This is a genomic window from Lysinibacillus telephonicus (assembly GCF_039654155.1).
In the GTDB taxonomy this organism is placed as follows: Bacteria; Bacillota; Bacilli; order Bacillales_A; family Planococcaceae; genus Ureibacillus; species Ureibacillus telephonicus.
The window spans coordinates 3,571,347-3,594,302 of sequence record NZ_CP155468.1 but is presented as its reverse complement, the minus strand read 5'-3'; the positions used below and the strand labels follow the sequence as shown (position 1 = coordinate 3,594,302).

Annotated in this window: 19 protein-coding genes and 1 pseudogene; 17 read left to right on the top strand and 3 right to left on the bottom strand. The window is 34.8% G+C overall.

Features of this window, described 5'->3' with window-relative positions; all coding sequences use genetic code 11:
* Window positions 1-194: 194 nt before the first annotated feature.
* The 14 genes and pseudogenes from MKY04_RS17410 to MKY04_RS17345 all read left to right on the top strand — a co-directional run.
* Window positions 195-1,223 (top strand): sugar-binding transcriptional regulator, encoded by a 1,029-nt coding sequence (locus MKY04_RS17410; protein WP_126295136.1) that lies wholly within the window; start codon window positions 195-197, stop codon window positions 1,221-1,223.
* A gap of 81 nt (window positions 1,224-1,304) precedes the next feature.
* Complete coding sequence (gap, locus tag MKY04_RS17405) at window positions 1,305-2,309, top strand: type I glyceraldehyde-3-phosphate dehydrogenase (protein ID WP_126295135.1); 1,005 nt, start codon at window positions 1,305-1,307, stop codon at window positions 2,307-2,309.
* Between the two features lie 307 nt (window positions 2,310-2,616).
* On the top strand, window positions 2,617-3,801 hold the full coding sequence (locus MKY04_RS17400; RefSeq protein ID WP_126295134.1) for a phosphoglycerate kinase: 1,185 nt from the start codon (window positions 2,617-2,619) through the stop codon (window positions 3,799-3,801).
* A gap of 16 nt (window positions 3,802-3,817) precedes the next feature.
* Complete coding sequence (gene tpiA / locus MKY04_RS17395; RefSeq protein ID WP_126295133.1) at window positions 3,818-4,573, top strand: triose-phosphate isomerase; 756 nt, start codon at window positions 3,818-3,820, stop codon at window positions 4,571-4,573.
* Between the two features lie 107 nt (window positions 4,574-4,680).
* A complete protein-coding gene (gene gpmI / locus MKY04_RS17390; RefSeq protein WP_126295132.1) occupies window positions 4,681-6,216 on the top strand; it encodes a 2,3-bisphosphoglycerate-independent phosphoglycerate mutase in 1,536 nt (511 codons plus the stop codon).
* 5 nt (window positions 6,217-6,221) lie between these two features.
* Window positions 6,222-7,514, top strand: coding sequence for a phosphopyruvate hydratase (eno, locus tag MKY04_RS17385; protein ID WP_126295131.1), 1,293 nt, complete (start codon window positions 6,222-6,224; stop codon window positions 7,512-7,514).
* A gap of 469 nt (window positions 7,515-7,983) precedes the next feature.
* Entirely contained in the window at window positions 7,984-9,618 is a 1,635-nt protein-coding gene (locus tag MKY04_RS17380; RefSeq protein WP_346234841.1) for an AMP-binding protein, read from the top strand.
* 422 nt (window positions 9,619-10,040) lie between these two features.
* A complete protein-coding gene (locus MKY04_RS17375) occupies window positions 10,041-10,613 on the top strand; it encodes a DeoR family transcriptional regulator (protein WP_346234840.1) in 573 nt (190 codons plus the stop codon).
* Window positions 10,614-10,624: 11 nt separating this feature from the next.
* Entirely contained in the window at window positions 10,625-11,992 is a 1,368-nt protein-coding gene (locus MKY04_RS17370; protein ID WP_346234839.1) for a PepSY domain-containing protein, read from the top strand.
* Window positions 11,993-12,019: 27 nt separating this feature from the next.
* Window positions 12,020-12,490, top strand: a complete 471-nt coding sequence (locus tag MKY04_RS17365) for a FixH family protein (RefSeq protein WP_346234838.1) — start codon at window positions 12,020-12,022, stop codon at window positions 12,488-12,490.
* A 248-nt stretch (window positions 12,491-12,738) separates the two neighbouring features.
* Window positions 12,739-13,299, top strand: a complete 561-nt coding sequence (locus MKY04_RS17360) for a hypothetical protein (protein WP_346234837.1) — start codon at window positions 12,739-12,741, stop codon at window positions 13,297-13,299.
* Between the two features lie 176 nt (window positions 13,300-13,475).
* Complete coding sequence (locus MKY04_RS17355; protein ID WP_346234836.1) at window positions 13,476-13,952, top strand: hypothetical protein; 477 nt, start codon at window positions 13,476-13,478, stop codon at window positions 13,950-13,952.
* A gap of 260 nt (window positions 13,953-14,212) precedes the next feature.
* Window positions 14,213-14,458, top strand: a complete 246-nt coding sequence (locus MKY04_RS17350) for a hypothetical protein (RefSeq protein ID WP_346234835.1) — start codon at window positions 14,213-14,215, stop codon at window positions 14,456-14,458.
* Between the two features lie 209 nt (window positions 14,459-14,667).
* Window positions 14,668-14,855 (top strand): annotated as a pseudogene (locus MKY04_RS17345) (arsenic resistance protein); the annotation flags it as partial.
* A gap of 615 nt (window positions 14,856-15,470) precedes the next feature.
* On the opposite strand, the gene MKY04_RS17340 reads toward MKY04_RS17345, so the two are convergent.
* Both MKY04_RS17340 and pssA read right to left on the bottom strand, forming a co-directional pair.
* Window positions 15,471-15,956: a DUF2062 domain-containing protein gene (locus MKY04_RS17340; protein WP_346234834.1), complete on the bottom strand. Its 486-nt coding sequence runs from the start codon at window positions 15,954-15,956 to the stop codon at window positions 15,471-15,473.
* Between the two features lie 195 nt (window positions 15,957-16,151).
* Complete coding sequence (pssA, locus tag MKY04_RS17335) at window positions 16,152-16,838, bottom strand: CDP-diacylglycerol--serine O-phosphatidyltransferase (protein WP_126296246.1); 687 nt, start codon at window positions 16,836-16,838, stop codon at window positions 16,152-16,154.
* A 453-nt stretch (window positions 16,839-17,291) separates the two neighbouring features.
* Here pssA and MKY04_RS22310 point away from each other — a divergent pair, with 453 nt between their 5' ends.
* From MKY04_RS22310 to MKY04_RS17325, 3 genes are all read left to right on the top strand, one after another.
* A complete protein-coding gene (locus MKY04_RS22310) occupies window positions 17,292-17,603 on the top strand; it encodes a DUF4181 domain-containing protein (protein ID WP_428833908.1) in 312 nt (103 codons plus the stop codon).
* Between the two features lie 352 nt (window positions 17,604-17,955).
* A complete protein-coding gene (locus tag MKY04_RS17330) occupies window positions 17,956-18,963 on the top strand; it encodes a ketoacyl-ACP synthase III (RefSeq protein WP_126296208.1) in 1,008 nt (335 codons plus the stop codon).
* A gap of 443 nt (window positions 18,964-19,406) precedes the next feature.
* A complete protein-coding gene (locus MKY04_RS17325) occupies window positions 19,407-20,783 on the top strand; it encodes an MFS transporter (protein WP_410799296.1) in 1,377 nt (458 codons plus the stop codon).
* Window positions 20,784-20,976: 193 nt separating this feature from the next.
* Here the strand turns inward: MKY04_RS17325 and MKY04_RS17320 are convergent, their stop codons facing one another.
* The gene (locus MKY04_RS17320) at window positions 20,977-22,620 is read right to left on the bottom strand and encodes an alkaline phosphatase (protein ID WP_410799291.1); all 1,644 of its coding nucleotides are present in this window, start codon (window positions 22,618-22,620) and stop codon (window positions 20,977-20,979) included.
* Window positions 22,621-22,956: the final 336 nt, after the last annotated feature.

The window sequence follows — 22,956 nt, the reverse complement described above, 5'->3', positions numbered from 1 at the left end:
CATTAGCAGGGATTACAATTCATCACGTGTTTAATTTTTATTAATTCGAAAATTTGTAAACTTTAGGCTAAAATCATTGTCGAATTTTACTTAAAAATGTATACTTTATATATAAATTATTTTTTTGCTTTAATTGGGGCATTTTTTATAATGTGGGGCAATTAATACCCAAGTGAAAGCTGAAGGTGTATTCTTTGGATAAAAATTTCGCAAGTGATTCAGTGCAACAACTTGTACCAGAACTGCCGGCCTTACTTCAACTAAGGTATCGAATTTTACAAACGATATCAGTTTCTGGTCCAACTGGAAGAAGGGCGATACAAGATGCTTTAAAAATTACTGAACGATCTGTTCGCAACGAAACAACTTTGCTTAAAAATCAAAAGCTAATAAAAATTACAACAAAAGGAATGGTTTGTACTGAAAATGGGTTTGCAATACTTGAACAGTTAAAACCAATTTTTCAGGAATTATCAGGCTTGGCTCAAAAGGAAAAAGCATTGGCAAAACTTCTGGGAATAGAAAAGGTTGTTATCGTACCAGGTAATCTGGAAGAAGACGAAGGGATAAAACAACTTCTTGGAAAAGAAGCTGTAGCTCACTTAACAGCTATTGCGAAAAAAGATAATACCGTTGCCATTACTGGTGGAAGCAGTGTAGCTTCATTATCTAATTTTTTAACGCCAAGCAAGTCTTTAAATACATTATCCTTTGTTGCTGCACGAGGCAGTATTGGTGATGAAATGAAATACCAAGCAAATACGCTGGTTTCAGAATTTGCATCGAAGTGCCAGGCAACATTTCGCACCCTGTATTTACCTGAAAACTTAAGTAAAAATGCGTATGAAGCCATTATTAAAGAACCTGTTATTAAAGAAATTTTAGATCTTTATGAAAAAATTGATATTGTTATTCACGGAATAGGCACAGCAAAAGAGATGGCAGTTCGACGCAATGCAACCTCAGAACTAGTTCAATTGTTAGAACAAAAACATGCTGTTGGTGAAGCTTTTGGATATTATTTTGATGAGTTGGGGCAAATTATATACCGAATCAACACTATTGGCATCCAGCTTAATCAGGTGAAAAAAAGCCCGAAAATAATTGCGGTTGCTGGAGGAGCTTTTAAAGCCAAAGCTATCCAAGCTTATTTTAAAAATGCTGCAAGTCAAACTACATTAATTACTGATGAAGGGGCAGCAAATGCAATTTTGAATGGTTAATTAATTTTTCTCTAGGCAAAACTGTGTTAGAGCCTTTAGAAATTTTATAAATAAATAATTATTTATTTGGAGGAAAAAACAATGACAATTAGAATAGCAATTAACGGTTTTGGACGAATTGGAAGATTAGTTTTTCGTGAGGCAATTAATAACCCAGAATTTGAAGTAGTTGCAGTAAATGACTTATCAGATGCTCATCAACTAGCACACTTATTAAAATTTGATTCAGTACATGGCATTTATAATGGAGAAGTGCTTTCAGAGGACGATGCTTTTATTGTTGATGGTAAACGAGTACAAGTATTGTCAGAAAAAGATCCTTCAAAATTACCTTGGGGAGAGCTGGATATCGACGTTGCAATTGAATCTACTGGACGTTTCCGTTCACTAGAAGAAGTATCGATGCACGTACAGGCAGGAGCGAAAAAGGCAATTCTTTCAGCACCAGCTAAAGGAGATATGCCAACATACGTAATGGGAGTAAACCATACTCAATATGACCCATCACAGGACGTTATTTCAAATGCATCATGTACAACAAACTGTTTATCACCAGTAGCAAAAGTGTTAGACGAAAAATTTGGTATTAAACGTGGATTAATGACAACAATTCACTCTTACACAAATGACCAACGTATTTTGGACTTCCCACATAGCGATCCAAGACGTGCACGTGCAGGAGCAGTTTCTATGATTCCAACAACTACTGGTGCTGCTGTTGCTGTAGCAAAAGTATTACCGCAGCTAAAAGGAAAACTAGATGGTTTCTCAATGCGTGTTCCAACACCGAACGTATCATGCGTTGACCTTGTAGCAGAGCTAAATACAACTGTAACTATTGAAGATGTAAATAATGTTTTAAAAGAAGCCGCTAATGGCGAATTAAAAGGCATTCTAGACTATAATGAATTGCCTCTAGTTTCAATTGACTATAATGGAAACAAACATTCATCTACTGTTGATGGTCTTTCAACAATGGTTTTAGATAACAATATGATTAAAGTATTAGCATGGTATGATAATGAAATTGGTTACTCTAATCGATTATTAGATTTAGCATACTATATTACTCAACAAGGAAAATAATAAAAGCCATTTGTTGAATGTGACATACTTTTTAAAAATATGTGACATATTTATCTAGTTAAGCACAAAAAGTATAGCCTTTATAATTATTACCATTTATAATGATGAAGGGTAAGGGAGCGGTGGTACATACCCATCGCTTCTTTTTTTAAGATAAGAAAATTTAAAATTTTGCTTTGCATAAGTGGCTTAAAAGTATTCCGCATTTCTATTAGGATTTGAAGGAAACTCTTTCTTGAAAAGAAAGTTCCACTTAGAAACAATTAAAATATCGGCATATTTAAAATTTGAAGGAGGGTTTTCTTCAATGTTTATAAAAAAGACGATGAAGGACGTAGATGTTAAGGGAAAGCGAGTATTTGTACGTGTAGATTTTAACGTTCCAATGGAGGACGGAGAGATTACGGATGATACTCGAATTCGTGCAGCAATTCCAACAATACAGGATTTAGTAAATCGAGGTGCGAAAGTCATATTAGCCTCACATCTTGGGCGTCCAAAAGGCGAAGTGAAAGAAGAATTTCGTTTAACACAGGTTGGAAAACGTTTGGAAGAGCTGATGAATCAACATGTAACAAAACTTGATGAATCAATTGGCGAAGCAGTAGAGACTGCTGTTGAAAATATGCAAGATGGCGATATTATCCTACTTGAAAATGTTCGTTTCCATAAAGGCGAAGAAAAAAATGATGAGCAGCTTGCTAAATCTTTTGCACAACTTGCAGACTTATACGTCAATGATGCATTCGGTGCAGCACACCGTGCACATGCTTCAACGGAAGGGATTGCAAAGCATATCCCTGCAGTTTCAGGGTTATTAATGGAAAAAGAATTAGATGTTTTAGGAAAAGCTTTATCAAATCCTGAAAGACCATTTACTGCAATTATCGGTGGTGCAAAAGTTAAAGATAAAATTGGTGTTATTGAAAACTTACTTGATAAGGTAGACCACTTAATTATTGGTGGAGGTTTATCCTTCACATTTATAAAAGCTCAAGGATATTCAATCGGAAAATCTTTATTAGAGGAAGATAAAATTGAGCTAGCTCGCGACTTTATCGAAAAAGCAAAAGAAAAAGGCGTTCAGCTTCATATGCCAATTGATACTGTAGTAGCAAACGAATTTTCAAAAGATGCTGAAACAAAAGTTGTTGATATTGAAAATATCCCTGAAGACTGGATGGGGCTAGATATCGGTCCAAAAACGGCTGAAAAATATTCAGAAGTTATTAAACAATCCAAACTGATTATTTGGAATGGTCCAATGGGTGTATTTGAAATGGAAAAATTCGAAAATGGTACAAAGACTGTTGCAAATGCGATGGCACAAACAGAAGGATATACAATTATCGGTGGAGGCGACTCAGCTGCTGCTGTAGAAAAATTTGACGTTGCAAAAGAAATGGATCATATTTCGACTGGTGGAGGAGCTTCACTAGAACTAATGGAAGGAAAACAACTTCCAGGTATAGTTGCTTTAAACGATAAGTAAATAGGGAGGCAATTTCATGCGTAAACCAATCATTGCAGGAAACTGGAAAATGTATAAAACATTTGACGAGGCAGTTGAATTTGCAGAAGCAGTACGTGAGAAAATTCCGTCAGAAGATAAGGTAGATTCAGTAATTTGTGCCCCAGCACTTTATTTGCCTACTTTAGTTGATATTGCCATTGAAACTGATCTAGCAATTGGTGCACAAAATATGCATTTTGAAAACGAAGGTGCGTTTACTGGGGAAATTAGCCCAGCACAATTATCAGCAATTAATGTGGATTACGTTATATTAGGACACTCAGAACGACGCGAGTATTTTAATGAAACAGATGAAGCGATTAATAAAAAGGTCAAAGCAGCACTATCACATGGTATTGTACCTATCATTTGCTGTGGGGAAACTCTTGAGGAACGTGAAGCAGGTCAAACAGAAGCAAAGGTTTCAAGCCAAGTAAAGGCAGCACTAGAAGGTTTTACGGACGAAGAAGTAAAGCATATGGTCATTGCGTATGAACCAATATGGGCAATTGGTACAGGTAAAACAGCTACAGCAGACGATGCAAATAGTGTATGTGGTAAAATTCGCGAAACAGTTGGAGGGCTATATGGCTCAGACACTGCAGAAAGTATTCGAATTCAATACGGCGGCAGTGTAAAACCAGAAAATATTGAAGAACTATTATCAAAAGAACATATTGATGGTGCACTTGTAGGCGGAGCAAGCCTAAATGTAGATTCATATTTAGCTCTATTAAATAGTGTTCGCTAAAATATTTTTACATTCTTCTTAATTAGGGAATAAGGCAATAGCCTCGGCAAATATGCTGTATTAGGTTTAGCCGAGGCGAAATTGATATAAATTGGAGGCGGCAGTCAATGCCTAAACAACCCGTTGCATTAATTATTTTGGACGGCTTTGCATTTCGCGATGAGGTGTTTGGAAATGCAGTAGCACAAAGCAAAAAACCAAACTTTGACCGATACTGGAACCAATTTCCTCATGCAACGTTAACAGCAAGTGGGGAAGCGGTAGGTCTTCCAGATGGTCAGATGGGGAATTCAGAAGTAGGCCACTTAAACATTGGTGCGGGTAGAATTGTGTACCAAAACCTAACTCGAATTCATAAATCAATTCGTGATGGCGAATTTTTCAAAAACGATAAATTTTTAGCGGCAGTTCAACATGCAAAAGAAAATAATTCAAAACTCCATTTGATGGGACTTCTATCAGATGGTGGTGTGCATAGCCACTATGAGCATTTATTTGCTTTACTTAAATTAGCAAAAGCAAACGGTCTAGAAGAAGTATATGTACATGGCTTTTTAGATGGTCGTGATGTAGGGCCGTCTACAGCAATTGGCTACATTGAAGAAAGTGAAAAGCAAATGAATGAGATTGGTGTTGGTAAATTTGCTTCAATCCACGGTCGCTACTATGCAATGGACCGTGATAAACGTTGGGAACGTGTTGAATTAACGTATAAAGCGTTAGTTGATGGAATTGGCCAAACAGCAGTATCAGCAAAAATAGGTGTTCAATCCTCCTATGAACGAGAAGTATATGATGAATTTGTTATTCCTTTCGTAATTACAGAAGAGGGTAAACCAGTGGCAACAATTGATTCAAATGATGCCGTTGTATTTTTCAACTTCCGACCAGACCGTGCAATCCAATTATCTACTGTATTTACAAATGATACATTTATTGGATTTAAGCGTTCAGAAAAGCACCCGAAAAATTTAAAATTTGTTTCTTTCACGCACTATAGTGTGGATGTAAATGCACTTGTTGCGTTTGAAAATGTTGATTTGGTCAATACTGTCGGTGAAGTCATTTCAAGAAATGGGCTCACTCAGCTCCGTATTGCTGAAACAGAGAAGTATCCACACGTAACATTCTTTATGAGTGGTGGACGTGAAGCGAAATTCCCAGGAGAAGAACGAATATTAATTGCCTCTCCTAAAGTCGCTACATATGATTTAAAACCAGAAATGAGTGCCTATGAAGTAACAGATGCGCTACTAGCAGAAATTGCAGCAGATAAATTCGATGCAATTATTTTAAACTTTGCAAATCCAGATATGGTTGGGCATAGTGGAATGCTTGAACCAACGATTAAGGCAATTGAAGCAGTTGATGAATGTTTAGGTAAAGTTGTTGACGCAATACTTGAAAAAGGCGGCGCGGCAATTATAACTGCTGACCATGGGAATTCTGATGAAGTAGTTACTTTAGAAGGTGAACCAATGACAGCACATACAACAAATCCTGTCCCTGTTATTGTGACAAAACCTAATTTAATTTTACGCGAAGATGGTATTTTAGCAGACCTTGCACCAACTATGTTAAAATTATTAGGTGTAAAGCAGCCACAGGAAATGACAGGAAAACCACTTATTAAGGAGATTTGATAACCATGCCATTTATTACACAAGTTTACGCTCGAGAAGTATTAGACTCACGCGGTAACCCAACAGTTGAAGTTGAAGTATTTACAGAGTCAGGTGCGTTCGGTCGTGCAATCGTTCCATCTGGTGCATCTACTGGAGAATATGAAGCAGTTGAATTGCGCGATGGCGACAAATCTCGCTATCTAGGTAAAGGTGTTTTAAAAGCAGTTGAAAATGTGAACACTATTATTGCTGAAGAATTAGAAGGAAACTATTCTGTTCTTGATCAAGTAGTAATTGATAAAGCATTAATCGAACTTGATGGAACTGAAAATAAAGGCAAATTAGGTGCCAACGCTATCCTTGGTGTATCTTTAGCAGTTGCACATGCTGCAGCAGATTACTTAGATGTTCCGTTATATCAATATCTTGGTGGAGTAAATGCAAAACAACTTCCTGTACCAATGATGAATATTCTAAATGGTGGAGCTCACGCGGATAACAACGTAGACATTCAAGAATTTATGGTTATGCCAGTGGGTGCTGAATCATTCCGCCATGCACTTCGCATCGGTGCAGAAATTTTTCATAGCTTAAAAGCAGTATTAAAAGCTAAAGGCTACAACACTGCTGTAGGTGATGAAGGTGGTTTTGCTCCAAATTTAGGCTCTAACGAAGAAGCAATTACAGTTATTTTAGAAGCAATCGAAAAAGCTGGCTACAAACCAGGTGAAGAAGTTCGTTTAGCAATGGACGTAGCATCTTCTGAATTATTCAATAAAGAAGATGGCAAATACCACTTAGCTGGTGAAGGTGTTGTGAAAACATCAGAAGAAATGGTTGCTTGGTATGAAGAATTAACATCTAAATACCCAATTATCTCAATTGAAGATGGTTTAGATGAAAACGACTGGGAAGGTCATAAATTACTGACAGAACGTATCGGAAATCGTGTTCAATTAGTTGGTGACGACCTATTCGTTACAAATACGAAAAAACTTGCTCAAGGTATTGAACAAGGTGTAGGAAACTCAATCCTTATTAAAGTTAACCAAATCGGTACTTTAACTGAAACATTCGATGCAATCGAAATGGCAAAACGTGCTGGTTATACAGCGGTTATTTCTCATCGTTCTGGTGAATCAGAGGATGCTACTATTGCGGATATCGCTGTAGCAACAAACGCTGGTCAAATTAAAACTGGTGCTCCATCACGTACAGACCGTGTAGCAAAATACAACCAACTTCTTCGCATTGAAGATCAACTAGGAGCAACAGCTCAATATCTTGGATTAAAATCTTTCTATAATTTAAAATAAAACTTAAACTGCTGGGCCTACTTCTTAGGGCTCAGCAGTTTTTTATTAGGTTTTTTAAATTTATTCTTCTTCATCAAAATAAAAATTAAATAGCTATAGATTGCATAGATTTCAACTGTCATTGAGAAGACATAGAAAACATATAATCAAAGGGAACAGCTAAGTGGTATATTGCAATCTTTCTTGTAAGTATTGGCTATGTTCAAATCTTACATAACAGTTTTTTAATAAGTTACCCTTGGAATAATTATTCATGATAACGACATCAAAACAAGAGTAAATAGAAAGCGTTATCAAAGAGGAGCAAGACAATGGGATGTTCGAAAAAATGACTGCTTTTAATTATGGTTATAAAGGTGGTTATGGCTAAAAGAAAGAGTATGGTGTTGAACGTTTTGTTGAAGGAACATCAGAAATTCATAGCACTTTTGCTACTTTTAATTTGATAAAAGAAATAAGGAGGAGTTAAGTGGCAGATTTACTTTACCAAACGATTGGTCAATTGTTAGAGAAAAAAGCGCAACAATATCCGAATAGGGAAGCGCTTGTCTATTCAGACAGGGATTTAAGAATGTCGTATAAAGAGCTGGATGCACTATGTGATCAAGTAGCGAAAGGTTTAATGGCACTTGGCATTGAAAAAGGCGAACATATTGCAGTTTGGACAACAAATACACCTGAATGGGTAACGCTGCAATTTGGCACTGGAAAAATGGGTGCACCGCTCGTTACGGTAAATACAAATTATCGTTCGACTGAACTTGAATATTTATTAAAACAATCGGACTCCACAACACTTATATTGATTGAACAAGTAAAGGATCATAGATTTATTGATACGGTATTTGAATTGTGTCCGGAATTAGAACATTGCAAGCCAGGTCAATTAAAATCCAAGCGCTTGCCAAAATTAAAAAATGTCATTATTTTAGGTGAGAATTCCTACAGTGGAGTTTACAATTGGTCACATATTTTAAATGCCGCAAGCCTTGTTACGGATGAACAACTAGCTGAGAGAAAAGCATCCCTCCATTATGATGATGTCATTAATATTCAATATACTTCCGGAACGACAGGCTTTCCAAAGGGTGTTATGTTAACTCACTCTAATCTAATTAATAACGCCGTTAATATTGCAGAATGTATGAAATTGACTCATGAAGATCGACTATGTATCCCGGTGCCTTTCTTCCATTGCTTTGGTTGTGTTATTGGGACATTAGCGATTGTAAGCTGTGGAGGAACAATGGTGCCCGTTCAAGATTATCATCCGGAAATCGTTCTTCAAACGGTGGAAAAAGAAAAATGTACGGCACTTCACGGTGTTCCAACGATGTTTATTAGTGAATTGAACTTACCAAATTTTGCGGATTTTGACCTTTCATCATTACGTACAGGTGTAATGGCAGGATCAAACTGTCCGGTGGAAGTAATGAAAGCTGTCATTCAGAAAATGGGAATGAAAGATGTCACGATTTGTTATGGCCAAACTGAATCTTCCCCTGTCATTACACAGACAAGAGCAAATGATCCGTTTGATTTAAAAGTAGAAACAGTGGGTAGAGCATTACCAAATGTAGAAGTGAAAATTGTGGATCCACTAACGAACAAAGAAGTGCCTCCTAATACGCATGGGGAGCTTTGTACGCGCGGCTATCATGTTATGAAAGGATATTATAACAATCCTGATGCAACGAGAGAAGCAATTGATGCCGATAACTGGCTGCATACAGGAGATATCGCAACAATGGATGAAAATGGCTATGTCAGAATAACTGGCCGTTTAAAAGATATGATTATTCGTGGAGGGGAAAATATTTATCCACGTGAAATAGAAGAGTTCCTTTACACATTTCCAAAAATTTTAGACGTGCAAATTGTCGGAGTACCGGACGAAAAATACGGTGAAGAAGTAGCAGCGTTCATCATTTTGCGTGAAGGTGAAACGGCGACAGAGGAAGAAATCCGTGACTATTGTAAAAATAAAATTTCACGGCATAAAATTCCGAAGTACATTCTCTTTATAGATAGCTATCCAATGACAGCATCAGGTAAAATTCAAAAATATAAATTAAGAGAGCAATTTGCTGGAGTTGTTAAATAAATAATGCAGAGGATTCTTTAATAGAATCCATTAGGTTCATTATTTAGGTAGCACTGTTTAGCTTAATAGCAATAAATTATGAATTATTAGGTATAGATTTCTTTACATTAATTTACATACTAACGTAGTGCTACTGCTATTACATTATGGAATAAGGAACAACATTCAAAATTCATTAAAAAGTAAGATATATGCTGTTTATATATAAAAGTTTTAGAAGCTTTTGTAAACAATTCTATAGTTAAGATAAAAGAGAAAGCCCATTTATAAAATGGGTTTTTTTATGTTTGAAATTGTTAAAGTTCAACAATTATTCACATTAATTAACATAAATTATTCTCTTTTAATGTATAATTAAACCATTCTTACTTTATGGATATATTGGGGAGTATTAATAATCTCCTAAAGAATGGTGGGGTAAAATGTTACCGATTGAGAGACAACAACAAATTTTATCATGGCTGGAAAATGAGGGAACACTGCGAGTTTCAGAAATCAGCAAAAGACTGCAAGTAGCGGAAATGACTGTTTACCGAGATTTAAAGCCTTTAATAGCGCAAAAAAAAGTTTTTAAAACATCAAATGGCATTACACTTTCTATGGAAACACACATTTCCTCAAATCGATGTTCTTATTGCTATAAAGATACAAACTCAAGATTTTCGGTTCAGTTAATAAAAAAGAATCAACAAATTGAACAAGCTTGCTGCCCACATTGTGGTCTTCTAAGATATAACGATATTGAAAATGAAGTCTCGCAGATTATTTGCCGTGACTTTTTGAAAGATACAACGATAAGTGCCAAAACGGCTGCCTTTCTTTTGAATGCGGAACTCAACTTGAATTGCTGCGAGCCACAAGTCATTGTCTTTGATTCTACGAAACAAGCTGCAAAATTCCAGCAGGGATTTGGAGGGGAAATATATAGTTTTAACGAAGCTATTCAAGCCATAATAGCAGAAATGAATAGCAAAGCTTGTTGTCATAAAGAGTGAGGTGGAAAAACATGAGTTCTATAAAAGAAGCAACAAATAAAAAAAATACAAAAGCATCCCTGTACCAAACAGTATGGAGATGGCATTTTTATGCAGGGATTATTTTTGCACCATTTCTTATTATTCTAGCTATAACGGGTTCTATATATTTATTCAAGCCACAAATTGAGAATGTTATTTATCAAGATTATTACGAGGTTAATCCACAAGAAGATCGAATAACAGCCACAGAGCAAATTGAAGAGGCCAAAAGGTTGTACCCTGATTCGGTAGTGACAAAGTATCGTCCGGGAGAAAATGATGAACGTTCGAGCGAAGTAAGTATAATGACATCAGATAATGAGTCTTTGGCAGTTTTTATTGACCCCTATACAGGGAAATCACTTGGAGAGTTAAATAATGCTGATCGTATAATGGATAGGATTGAAGAATTTCATGGGGAATTAATGGCTGGAACTTTGGGGGATCGAATTGTTGAATTAGCTGCCTGCTGGGCGATAGTCCTCATTGTTACAGGTCTTTTTTTATGGTTCCCAAGGAAGAAAAAAGACTTGTCTGGTGTACTTATTCCCAGATTTAATAAGGGGAAAAAGATTTTTAGAAGAGACCTTCATGTAGTACCTGCATTTTGGATTACAGCAGGGATGTTATTTCTGATTATGACAGGTTTGCCGTGGTCAGGTTTTTGGGGAAATCAGTTCCAGGCACTTGTTACTAATACGGGCTTTGGATATCCGCCATCTGTATGGATAGGAGATGCCCCTTCCTCTATAGTCCAGACAAAAGATATAGCAGATGTTCCATGGGCAGCAGAAACATTGGAAGTACCGAAGTCGGAAGTTCAAGGGCTTATTCCTATTTCGATTGATGAGGTTGTTGAAATAGCGAACAGTGAAGGAATGCATCCAAGTTATACGGTTATTTTCCCAAATGATAAAGAAGGAGTTTTTACGTTATCTGCATTCCCTCCAAAAGCTCAGGATGAAGCCACAATCCATATAGATCAATATACAGGAGCTGTTCTGGCAGATTACCGCTATGATAATTATGGTTTAATAGGTAAGATAGTTGCCTGGGGAATAACTTTACATAAAGGTACTCAGTTTGGTTTAATTAACCAATTAATTAGCCTTTTAATTTGTCTGGGCATCATTCTAGTAGCAGTTAGTGGTTTTTACTTATGGTGGAAACGTAAGCCGAAAAAAGATTTAGGGGCTCCAAAAGCGATTAGTATTAAGAAAATGAAATTTTTCCTTCTATTAATGATTGGTCTGGGAATAGTATTTCCTTTGGTAGGTTTGTCTCTTATTGTAGTTCTAGCAATAGATTGGCTAATTATTAAAAGAATTCCTAGGTTACGGAAGTTCTTAAATGCATAATTCAATATGTAAAAGGTGGTTTTTGGAGTGAAAAAAAATATTTTTATTATTTTTATCCTTATTATAAGTGCTGTACTTAGTGGATGTTCCCTTAAACCGAACGTGGAAAAACTATATAAAGAAGAGACTCCCCTAGAGGCGGAAATCATTATTCCCAACAATTTTTCAGATAATGAAAAAGAGACTATCCAGGTTAATCTTACCCAAGAGGGAGAAAAAGTGAAGGATGCAGATTTTGTTCATTTTGAGATATGGAAACAAGATGGCACTGTAAAGTATTATATGGAAGAAGCTAATAATCAGGGGAATGGTACTTACAGTATCAGTAAAGATTTTGACAGTGAAGGCCTGTATTTTGTAAAAGTACACGCAGGGAATAAGGGTTCCATTATTATGCCTAGAAAACAATTTGTTGTAGGGGAACTTTCTGAAAGTGATCTAGACTTCTTGCGAAAAGGGACACAAAGCGAAATAGAAGTCCATGAACACCATCACTAAATACAAGGGGTTAAATATTTAGATTTTATTCTTTTAGAGAGTATAAGATTATTCATTTAACTTAGCTTTACAATATTCAACAATCAAGCACTTTCCTAGAATAAGGAAAGTGCTTTTTCATTGAAGGGACCGAATAACACCTATAATGAAAATTGGATATATATGTTAGTATATAGTTAAGGTTGTGAAGTACTGCACTTCAACAATTATTTGGGATTTAATGTAATGGGTAGTGAAAGGGTGTCTTGATGAAATTAATATTTTCGATATTATTCGTACTTATTGTAATCATTTCAGGTTGTAAAAACGTAGATGATGAAATAGAAACAGAATTAAATACGATACAACAAGCTTCATTAGAAAGTGGTATTCCATCAGCAGATATTATTTATAAAAAGGAAATAACGGATAATGATGCATTCTCTCTTTTTCAAATTCCAGATGGATATGGAGTTCTGCACTTTACTAGTAAAGAAGATGGGTGGGGTTATCGAGGACATTCCGGTTATCAGTATGATATTGGCGATATAACATCTTTTACATTAAGTCAGTCAGCTTGGCATAAAGGGGATATTTCCTTGGATAAAGACAGTCTTTATACAACGGTATTCTTAGGTGAAATAATTGACCCTAAGATTAATAAAATTATTGTTGAATATGACAATATAAAAAGAGAGGCAAGTATTGTAAAAAATAAGGATAGAAGGTTTTGGTATTTATTATCTGAGCAGGAGGACGGTAATGAAAGTGTAAACATGGTTTCTGCCTACTCTTCTGAAGGAAAATTGCTTTATATAGAGGAAGGTTGAGAAGTTTTGATTTTTAGTTACTTAAGGAGAAAAACTTATAAGCTCTACTATTTTAGGCTTGTTTTCAGACGGTAAAGTAATTGAACAGATAACAAAATAATGTTAACTTTCTTATTCAACATAACGTGCATGATTAATTAAGAATGATAAATTCTCTTTTAATGTGAGGTGAAAACATGATAAAAGGAATATTAATTGGAGCTTCATTTGGAGCAGTTCTTTCAGTATGCTTTTCATTTATTTTCATGTTTATTGGTCAAGGAATAGCTGGGGGATATGTATCTTTTTGGGGTGAGAGTTGGTTATACTTTGCTGCTTTATTTCCTTGTGTAATTACTTTCATATATTTATCAACGTACTTTTTTAGAATTGATACTCCTTCAAATAAGAAAATGTGGATACTAAGTTTTTTCGTAACACTTTTTTTGATATGGTATATTTCAACATTAGGAGCATTAACGGGCGAATATATTGTACGAGGATTAATTCAAAAAAGAGAGACGATTGGTGTAAATGAATTAGGTACTTTGGGTTGGGGTAGCGTTTACGCATTAATATTAACACCGATATTAACTCCTATTAATAGATGGTTGCTTGAATTGTTTTACAACATTCTCACAAAATTTAAAGCTACTAAGTCGAGTTTGAATTAACTAATCCATTAATTGTCACTTCTTTTCAGAAAACGATATAGAATTTGATATGACCCAAAAGAAGTTAGAAGCAAAGCTAATGCTAATGATGTTTTTGAATTTTAGGAAGAATCTATCAAAGATTCTTGAAAAAAATTATTCTCACTGGAGAAAACTCACCTAAATGTCCTTTGGAAGCAATTAAGCTGGATGGAACATTGATTAAAAATGTTTGTTGAACTAAACGGAGGCATGAGTTCCTATAATAGGAGTTGAAACTTATGGAACAATACAATTATGAGGAATTTCTTAAGGATTTAAGTATGGGCAGAGAAATTCATTTTATTTATAAAGACGAAGAATACTATATTGGTTCTGGAACAGGTCATTTCATGTTTTGGAGGTTCTATGATTCTGCAAGTGAAATTATAGGAGAAGATATTGAAGATTTGCTTATAAAAGTTAAATTGGACGAGAAAGAAATTAAGGAAGTATGGGACTTAATTGAGATTAATTCTATTTTCTGATGAGTTTAAAATGTATATGTAATATAAGCCGTTACGCTAACGTGGGCTTTGGTTAAATAACAATATTCAACAATGGGTTGCCTTCTAGAAAAAGGAAAATGTTTTTAGGCAATAAAATTGAGTTATTTACAGTTTAATTGAAACCATTTAAAACTCTGTAAGCATATTTAGTTATTTTATTTAGAAGTAGGGAATTGAAAGAGAGCACTATCTTTAGCGCTGGAACACGGAACTCCCTTGTTGTTCTTCCTTTGGCATTAGCTTTACCTGAGTCTTGGGCAAATAAAGCGGCGGCTGTGATTGCAACACAAACTATTGTGAAGTTAATAGGAGAATTAATCTAATAAAGGCAGTACCTAATTTGATATTGAAAGATTCTCCAAAAAATAAAGATTAGTTATTCTTCCTCATGTTGATAATGAACAATACATAGAAATCGCTTAGTCGTCTTCAATATGGTCCACTATTTTCCACCAATATCTAAAACGTCAAAAATCCCTACTTTTTTACTGAAAGCAGGGATTTCATTTGTGCAATTAGAATTTTATAGAAACGAAATACAAGATATTAGGTCTTATTTTTTTCTAAACAGTGTATCCCCAAGAGGGACTCCAAACACAATACCCACAACCGTTAAAACTACCAAAGCTTCTAAAAGAAAATACCCAACTTGATCGAACATCGTTTATCTCTCCTTCTCCTAATATAATTTTTCCCCTATATTCATAATTATCCAAATTTTTACTGTAAAGTCAAACTAATATAGAGCATAATCATTTGTGCTTTTAAAAAATAGTTTACTTCATTACAAGCGTAGGTATGCAGGGATTATATTTTGTTTTTACCACTAAGAACGTTAGTACGATAATGAAGAAGAGTTTATTGGAGTATGTTTAATCAAATGTTCTCGATTGCAGCTGATTAAAACTCCTGATACACGAGCAACTCTTTTATTGCATAGTAGACGTATACAGCGCAACGATAAACTTCAAGTTATCGTTAAAAGTTATCTTCAACTACAGTTTCTTCTAATTTTATTTAAAATCCTCACCCGGCACTTCTTAAATAGGAGATATACAATAAAGTAAACTAGGGTTGTTGAGATTAGTATATTGATAACTGCACCTGATAGAAATAAGAATCCACTGGAGTGAGGGCCAACAATACCTTTATAGGTATGATGAATAGCATTTATGTATTCAACATCATCAAGTTCATCTACCTTTGATTTCCCATCGAAAATTAAGCTCCCAACTTTATAATTTAATAAGAAAAGTAGTGGCCAAATAGGAGTTCCTATAATACCACCAATAAGGGCTGAAACTGTATTGGCCTTTACTAGTCTTGCCAAACCAACCGAAAGGACGGGACCTAGCCCGAATGTAGGAATCCAGCTTGGGATAAGACCCATAGTTAGACCTAATGCTACATGATGTGGACTAGATTTAAGTCGAAATAAACGGATTAAATTAAATTTAATTCTACGTGTTATTTTCATCTATGTATATCCTTTCTAAGTACCTTAACACGATTTTAAGAGTCAATGTTTGTAGTGTATTATTACGATAATTTTTCCGGTGCAACTGCAGCAATAAACACCCATTAGGGGAAATTTTAAAGGAAAAGTTATTCCCATTAACTTATTAGTAAATCCCTTGCTTCTAGATGAAAAAAAGGCAGTTATTTAAATACATTAACTATTTTTTATCCTTTTGACTAATAGATTTAATAAATAAATTATATATGTAGGGGCAGCAATATATATTAGGTAAGGAAACTTTCCGTAAGTTCCTTTATATATAAGATATAATAAACATCCTAAAAAAATCGTAACAATTGTGCCGTACTTTGGTAGCGGTACTTCTTTTAAACTGGGTATTCTTATCCTACTAACCATTAAAAAACAAAGCATCGTAAAGATAACTGTTATAATAATATTCGGAATAAGATAACCAAACAAACTAAGTAATGCTAAAATACCACCCGCTGCAGTAATTGGTACGCCAATAAAATATTTTTGAGACGTTTTATTGGTACTAATATTAAATCTCGCTAATCGAAAAGCACCGAACAACGGGAACAATCCAGCAACTGCCAATCCTAGTAATCCAAATTGATAAAAATAAGTGTAGTAAATTAGAAAAGATGGAGCGATTCCGAACGTAACAATATCTGCTAAGGAATCTAATTCTTTACCTAAAGTACTATCAGCTTTTAAAACTCTAGCTAACCTACCGTCCATACTGTCTAACATCATACCAATTATGATCAAAATCGCCGCGTTTTTAAAATGACCATTTGCAGCAAATCCTATTGAAAGAAAACCACAATATAAATTACCTAAAGTTAACATATTGGGGATACTCTTTGTAAAGCGCATACTCAATCACCTACTTCTTTTAATTATAAATATCGAACAGTATTTCTTGCTCTATTTAATGGTTATATATTCATCTCGAATCCTACTATTTTATCACTTACATTAGGGTGTGTCGATTATGTATTTTTTAATATGTTGCTAGAAGGAAATGAGTATCTCTTTTAGGGTTTCATCGGGTTCTTAAATTGAACAAAACAAAGTTATTTGCTACTCAGTATAAATATACTCTGAAATAGAAAATATTTTTCCGCAATAGGTCGCTTACCTGTAGTAAGGTAAGTTGTTTTTTCATTAAGGGTCCATTTTCTAAAATAAAATCTATTAACTTTATGGTAAAATATGTTAAGTAATCGATATGCTAAGTGTAAATGAAGATTAATTTATGGATGACTAACGGGGGTGAGATTTTTGATAAGTTTTATTATTTCTTCCATAATCATATTTTGATTAGGAATACTTTCAGAAATTTATATAAGAAAGAAATTTGGAATTGAAAAACGTGAGGGTTTTATCTATAAAGGCGTCAATGAGTTACAAAGATGGGTTGAGGGCAGTATTTTAGTAATATTCCTTATATTATTTTGGTTTTTAATTGATTATGTATTTCACCTGCTTATATTTTATTTTGTCATACTGAACCTTTTCCGTGCCTTAATGGAGTGGAGATATGAAAGAGAAGAAAAGAGATACTTATTAACTTTACATTTAATTATTATATATCTTCTCATCTTAGGTTCATTATCAATATTTTATTTAAATGAATAAATACATACATTGGGTTTATTTCATATTTGCGGACCGGATTAAGTCCTTACTGGCGCCCCGACTACCGTTATAATAAAACCTTAAAGAAAAAGGTGAACCAGAAAAATCTAATTAATCTTATATTACAATCGATGCTTTCCTTGAAAAAGGAAAGTTTTTTTATTTAAAGGCGAGAATGTTAAAAATTGAACTTAACGAGGGAATTTTGATAAAAGGAATGTATCACACTAAAACAAACAGCGCAGAAGATTTTATTTCCATAAAAAGCCTTCTTCTTCTTGAAAAAAAGATAATTAAGGTTATAATTAGTACCAGGTATTAACACTAACTTATAGTAAATGGAGTTGAGTGAATGTTAGGAGCAAGAATAACAGCTATAGGGACTTATGTGCCCGAAAGAAGGTTAACAAATTTTGACCTTGAGCAAATGGTTGATACAAGTAATGATTGGATTATTCAAAGAACGGGAATTCATGAACGTAGAATAGCCCGTCCTGATGAATTTACTAGTGACTTGTGTGTCTCTGCCGTAAATGATTTAATGCAAAGATATAATAAAACAGTAGAAGATGTAGACATGATTATTGTGGCAACAAGCACACCCGATTTTCCATTTCCTTCTGTCTCAAGTATTATACAGAACCGTTTGAATATATCCCAAACAGGTGCCATAGATTTAAGTGCAGCTTGTGCAGGATTTGTTTATGCCTTGCATACAGCAAATAGTTTAATTTCTTCAGGCCTTCACAAAAAAATACTAGTTATTGGAGCCGATAGCCTCTCTAAAGTTACAGATTATACCGATAGAAGTACATGTGTTTTATTTGGTGATGGAGCTGGTGCGGTATTAGTAGAAAGAGATGAACTGTCAAACGATTTCATTGGATTCCATCTAGGAAGTGATGGAAGTGGAGCACAACATGTATATCGTTCTGGATTATCCAAAATGGTCAATGGGATTGAGTTGATTGATACACAACTTCTTGTACAGAATGGTAGGGAAGTTTTTAGATGGGTCGTAAGGAATGTTCCAGATAGTATTAGACAAATTCTGAAAAAAACACAAACAACTTTAGATCAAGTTGATTGGTTTATTCCTCATAGCGCTAACTTAAGAATGATTGAACCAATCTGTGAAAAATTAAACTATCCAATGGAGAAGACTCTTTATAGTTTGGTGAACTTTGGAAATACCTCAGCTGCTACAATTCCTTTAGCACTTGATCTTGGAATACGTGAGGGGAAAGTAAAAAATGGAGATCAGGTTCTTATGTACGGATTTGGATCTGGTTTGGTTCACGCTGGACAGCTTTTAAAAATTAATTTTGATGAGCAAGTAACAGCCCCCGCAGAATTGTAAAGACTTTTAACTATTGCTTAGAAGTAAATGTTTGATCCTTGGGCTTTTAATTGAATAAAAAATCTTGAATAATCAGGCGTTTTCCTTTTCTGAAATAAGGAGAGCGTCTTTTTTTATGAAAAGGACAATTTAATTATTTGGAAATTAAGCTTTTATTATTGTGAATTCGAAAGTTTTTTACTTTATAAGCAGATGGAAGTAAATAGGCCGGATAAGAGGAAAATTAAGTAAAAACTAACTAAGTAAAGTTAGAAGATTATTGAAAAGCTATAAATAATTAAATGCCATTTTGGAAAGTTTAAGATTAGCATTGATTAATCAACAAGGAGGAGTTTCGATTGACTTATAACAAAAATGATAATCGCCCGAAAAGAAAATCGAAACCAAAGTTGAAAAAAGAAGAAATTACCGTTGTTGACACGAGTTCCGCACGTAAAGCTGTTATGGCAACTGCTGTTGGTAATGGAATGGAATGGTTTGATTTTGGAATTTACTCTTATCTAGCTGCTACAATTGGACAAGTATTTTTCCCTGATGTAAGTGGTCCTATGCAATTAGTATTTTCTTTTGCAACCTTTGCAGTTGCTTTTATTGCTCGGCCCCTTGGTGGGATATTCTTTGGGATGCTGGGAGACCGGTTAGGTCGTAAAAAAGTCTTAGCGATTACCTTAATCATGATGGCTCTGTCCACATTAAGTATTGGTTTGATTCCCGATTATGCATCTATAGGCTATACTGCCACTGTTCTTTTACTCATTGCTCGTCTAGTTCAAGGATTTTCAGCGGGTGGAGAATATTCGGGTGCTATGACGTTTATTGCCGAATCCACACCCGATAAAAAAAGAGGTTTTATGTCAAGTGGTCTTGAGGTGGGTACCTTAGTTGGCTATATCGCCGGAGCTGGTCTCGTTACTTTACTTACTTATATTTTAGGGGAGGAAACAATGTTGGATTGGGGTTGGCGTATTCCCTTTTTCTTATCGGCCCCAATTGGTTTAATTGGCTTTTACTTGCGAAATAATTTAGAAGAAACTCCTGCTTTTGAGGCAATGAAGGAAAACAAATCAGACGAAGACGATGAATCCGTAAGGCATATATTACAGTACCATTGGAGAGCAATACTGATTGGTATGTTTGTTGTTTTCTTTTATATTGTTGTAAACTATATTGTTTTATCCTATATGCCATCTCATTTAACCGCTGTTCTTGGTTATGGGGAAACAGAAGGGCTTTTATTAATTGTGATTGTAATGGTTATTATGATTCCAATTGTTCTGTTAATGGGCTATTTTAGTGACCGTATTGGAGCAAAGAAGGTAATTCAAGGCGGTTTAATCGGATTGATTATTTTAAGTATACCAGCGTTTAATTTAATCGGTAGTGGAAATACCTTGTTTGTATTTTTCGGTTTAATGATTCTTGGAATATTTTCTGCTTCTTTCCAAGGAACAATGCCAGGTTTATTACCTTCTCTATTTTTTACGAATGTGCGGAATGGGGCATTGGCGATTACCTTTAATATTTCTGCATCATTGTTCGGTGGTACGACACCTTTACTTGTATCTTGGTTAATTAGTAAAACGGCGAATCCAATGATACCTGCCTACTATGCGATATTTGCATCTATTGTCGGTATTATTGTGGTAACCCTCTTTCTAAAAGATACTTCAGGAAAAGCTCTCCGAGGTTCACCTCCAGCGGTAGAAGAGAAAGCTGAAATAAAAGAGATTTTAGAAGAACCAGAAGAAGCATTATGGTGGCACGAAGAAAAGAAAGAAATTGAAGAGCGTATCGAGGATCGTTCGGAAGATGGAAAGTGAACTGAGAAAAAATAAATGGAATGTTAAAACAGATTGAACCACAAAAGCAAGGTGAGTTAGTTAAACAGATTTTTCCGAGTTTTAATATAGGGTTCAATCAGAGTAAGTATAAAAAGATACAATTCAAATAAAAAGATGCAAGAATGCTTGTCTAACGACTACACTCTTGCATCTTTTAATTTATCAACTTTTATTAACGAACTGCTTTTAGCATATCTTGAGAGATAAAGAATTGCTTATCGTTGTAAACAGCAACTGAATTAAATTCAAGTGTATCAATTTTGCCATTCTGCTTATTTTCAACGAAAACAATGTTTTTATTTTCAGGGATTTTTACGATTTTATTGTTATTTTCTGCAACAAATACAGGATTATTTTCATCACTGTTATCAATTGAAGTAGTATAACCTAGTGTTTCAAATGATTCTTGTGCATTAACAAATAGATTGTTAGATAAATTATTTAAATCGAAATTCATCGCTTTAGCCATTGTATGTGCTAAATCAGTATTTTCTACTAGTCCAGTTGGGTGTGATGGACCATATGCGTATAAAAAGACATCGTCACCAGTGTGGCCGCCAGTAGTGAAACCGATATTTGCACGTTGTGATAACAATTGAACCATTGTTGCTGCTAGGTCTTCACTTTCGTTTAACTTTGTAATTTCTTCAGCTGATGGATTAGTTAATCCATAAAGTGCCGCAACATCTAGTAAGTTTGATTTATCTTCTTTTAATAAGCTTAATGCACCTTCAACTGTCATTGTCGCCTTTTTAAGTGGTTCAATATAAGCTGAAACTGGAGTTGTGTCATATGTTGAATCTGTGTTCGTATTACCTATTGTTATACCGCTGTTTCCGTGGTCTGTAACAGCGATGACTAATGTATTAGGATTTGTTTTAGCAAACTCTAAAGCTTCGTTTACAGCATCATCAAATGCTAGGAAATCAGAAATCATACCGATTGGATCATTAGCATGAGCTGCCCAGTCAATTTTACTGCCTTCAACCATTAAGAAGAAGCCATCTTTATCTTTGCTTAATGTTTGAATTGCTTTGTCAGTCATTTCAGCAAGTGTAGGCTCGTCTGGATTAGTTGATGGACGATCGAAATCATAAGCTAGAGCGCTTGGTGCAAAGCTTCCCCAAATTTTATTTGAATTTGTTGAAAGCAGCTCTTCGCGGTCAGATACAAAATCGTATCCCTTTTCTTCAATAGTTGTTAGCAAGTTTTCGCCGTCTTTACGAGTATCGTTTAAAGAATTATAGCCACCACCAAGAACAACATCTATGTTTTGGTAAACTTGTTGCTCTGCGATATCATCATAGTTGCTGCGGCTTGCTACATGGGAAGAAAAGCCAGCAGGAGTCGCATGCTGAATTTCAGAAGTAGAGACAATTCCAGTTGCTTTTCCAGCAAGTTTAGCTCCTTCTAGAACGTTTGCTACAGGTTTAAATGCATCTTCTTCAGCTACTGGTTCTACACCAGGTGTTGTTACAGTTGATGGCAACACACCTACGTAGCCGCTGTTTGATTTATTGCCAGTTGCAAGAGCAGTTGCAGCCGGTGCGGAGTCGGTAATTGCTGATTCAGCTGAATATGTTCTAACAGCGCCTGTTAAAATACTATCTAATGCTAAACTTTCACCTTTGTACCAGCGAGAAATAGTACTAACATTATCACTGCTGCCATCCATTACTAGCATAATAACATTTTTCGCTTTTTTATTATTAGAGTTAACAGTTTTTGCTTCAGCATCAGTCGCCCCCATTAAACCGAAAGAGACTAGAGATCCTACTAAAGCATACGAAAGCCATTTTTTTCTTAAACTTTTCACAACATTACCTCCCAAAAAATTAAATTACTATTATAAAGTAGCAATAAATTATTAATAGTAAATTGAGAGTTTGGTAAGATTTTGTTAAGAATGTAAATAATATAAAAAGATTAGAATAGATAATTATCTTTCTATAGTATCAAAAAAATAGCATTACATTCTATATAATGTCAGCCTTTATGAAATTATTTTTAACGCCATATCCTTTGTGGGATATGGCTTGTTTTGTATAGAGGGGCAAATTTGCACTTGCAAAATAGTGTTATAACACATATATTTTAATTATTCAGAATTATAGAAAATATCTATCAATTTGTTATGATACAAAATTATATA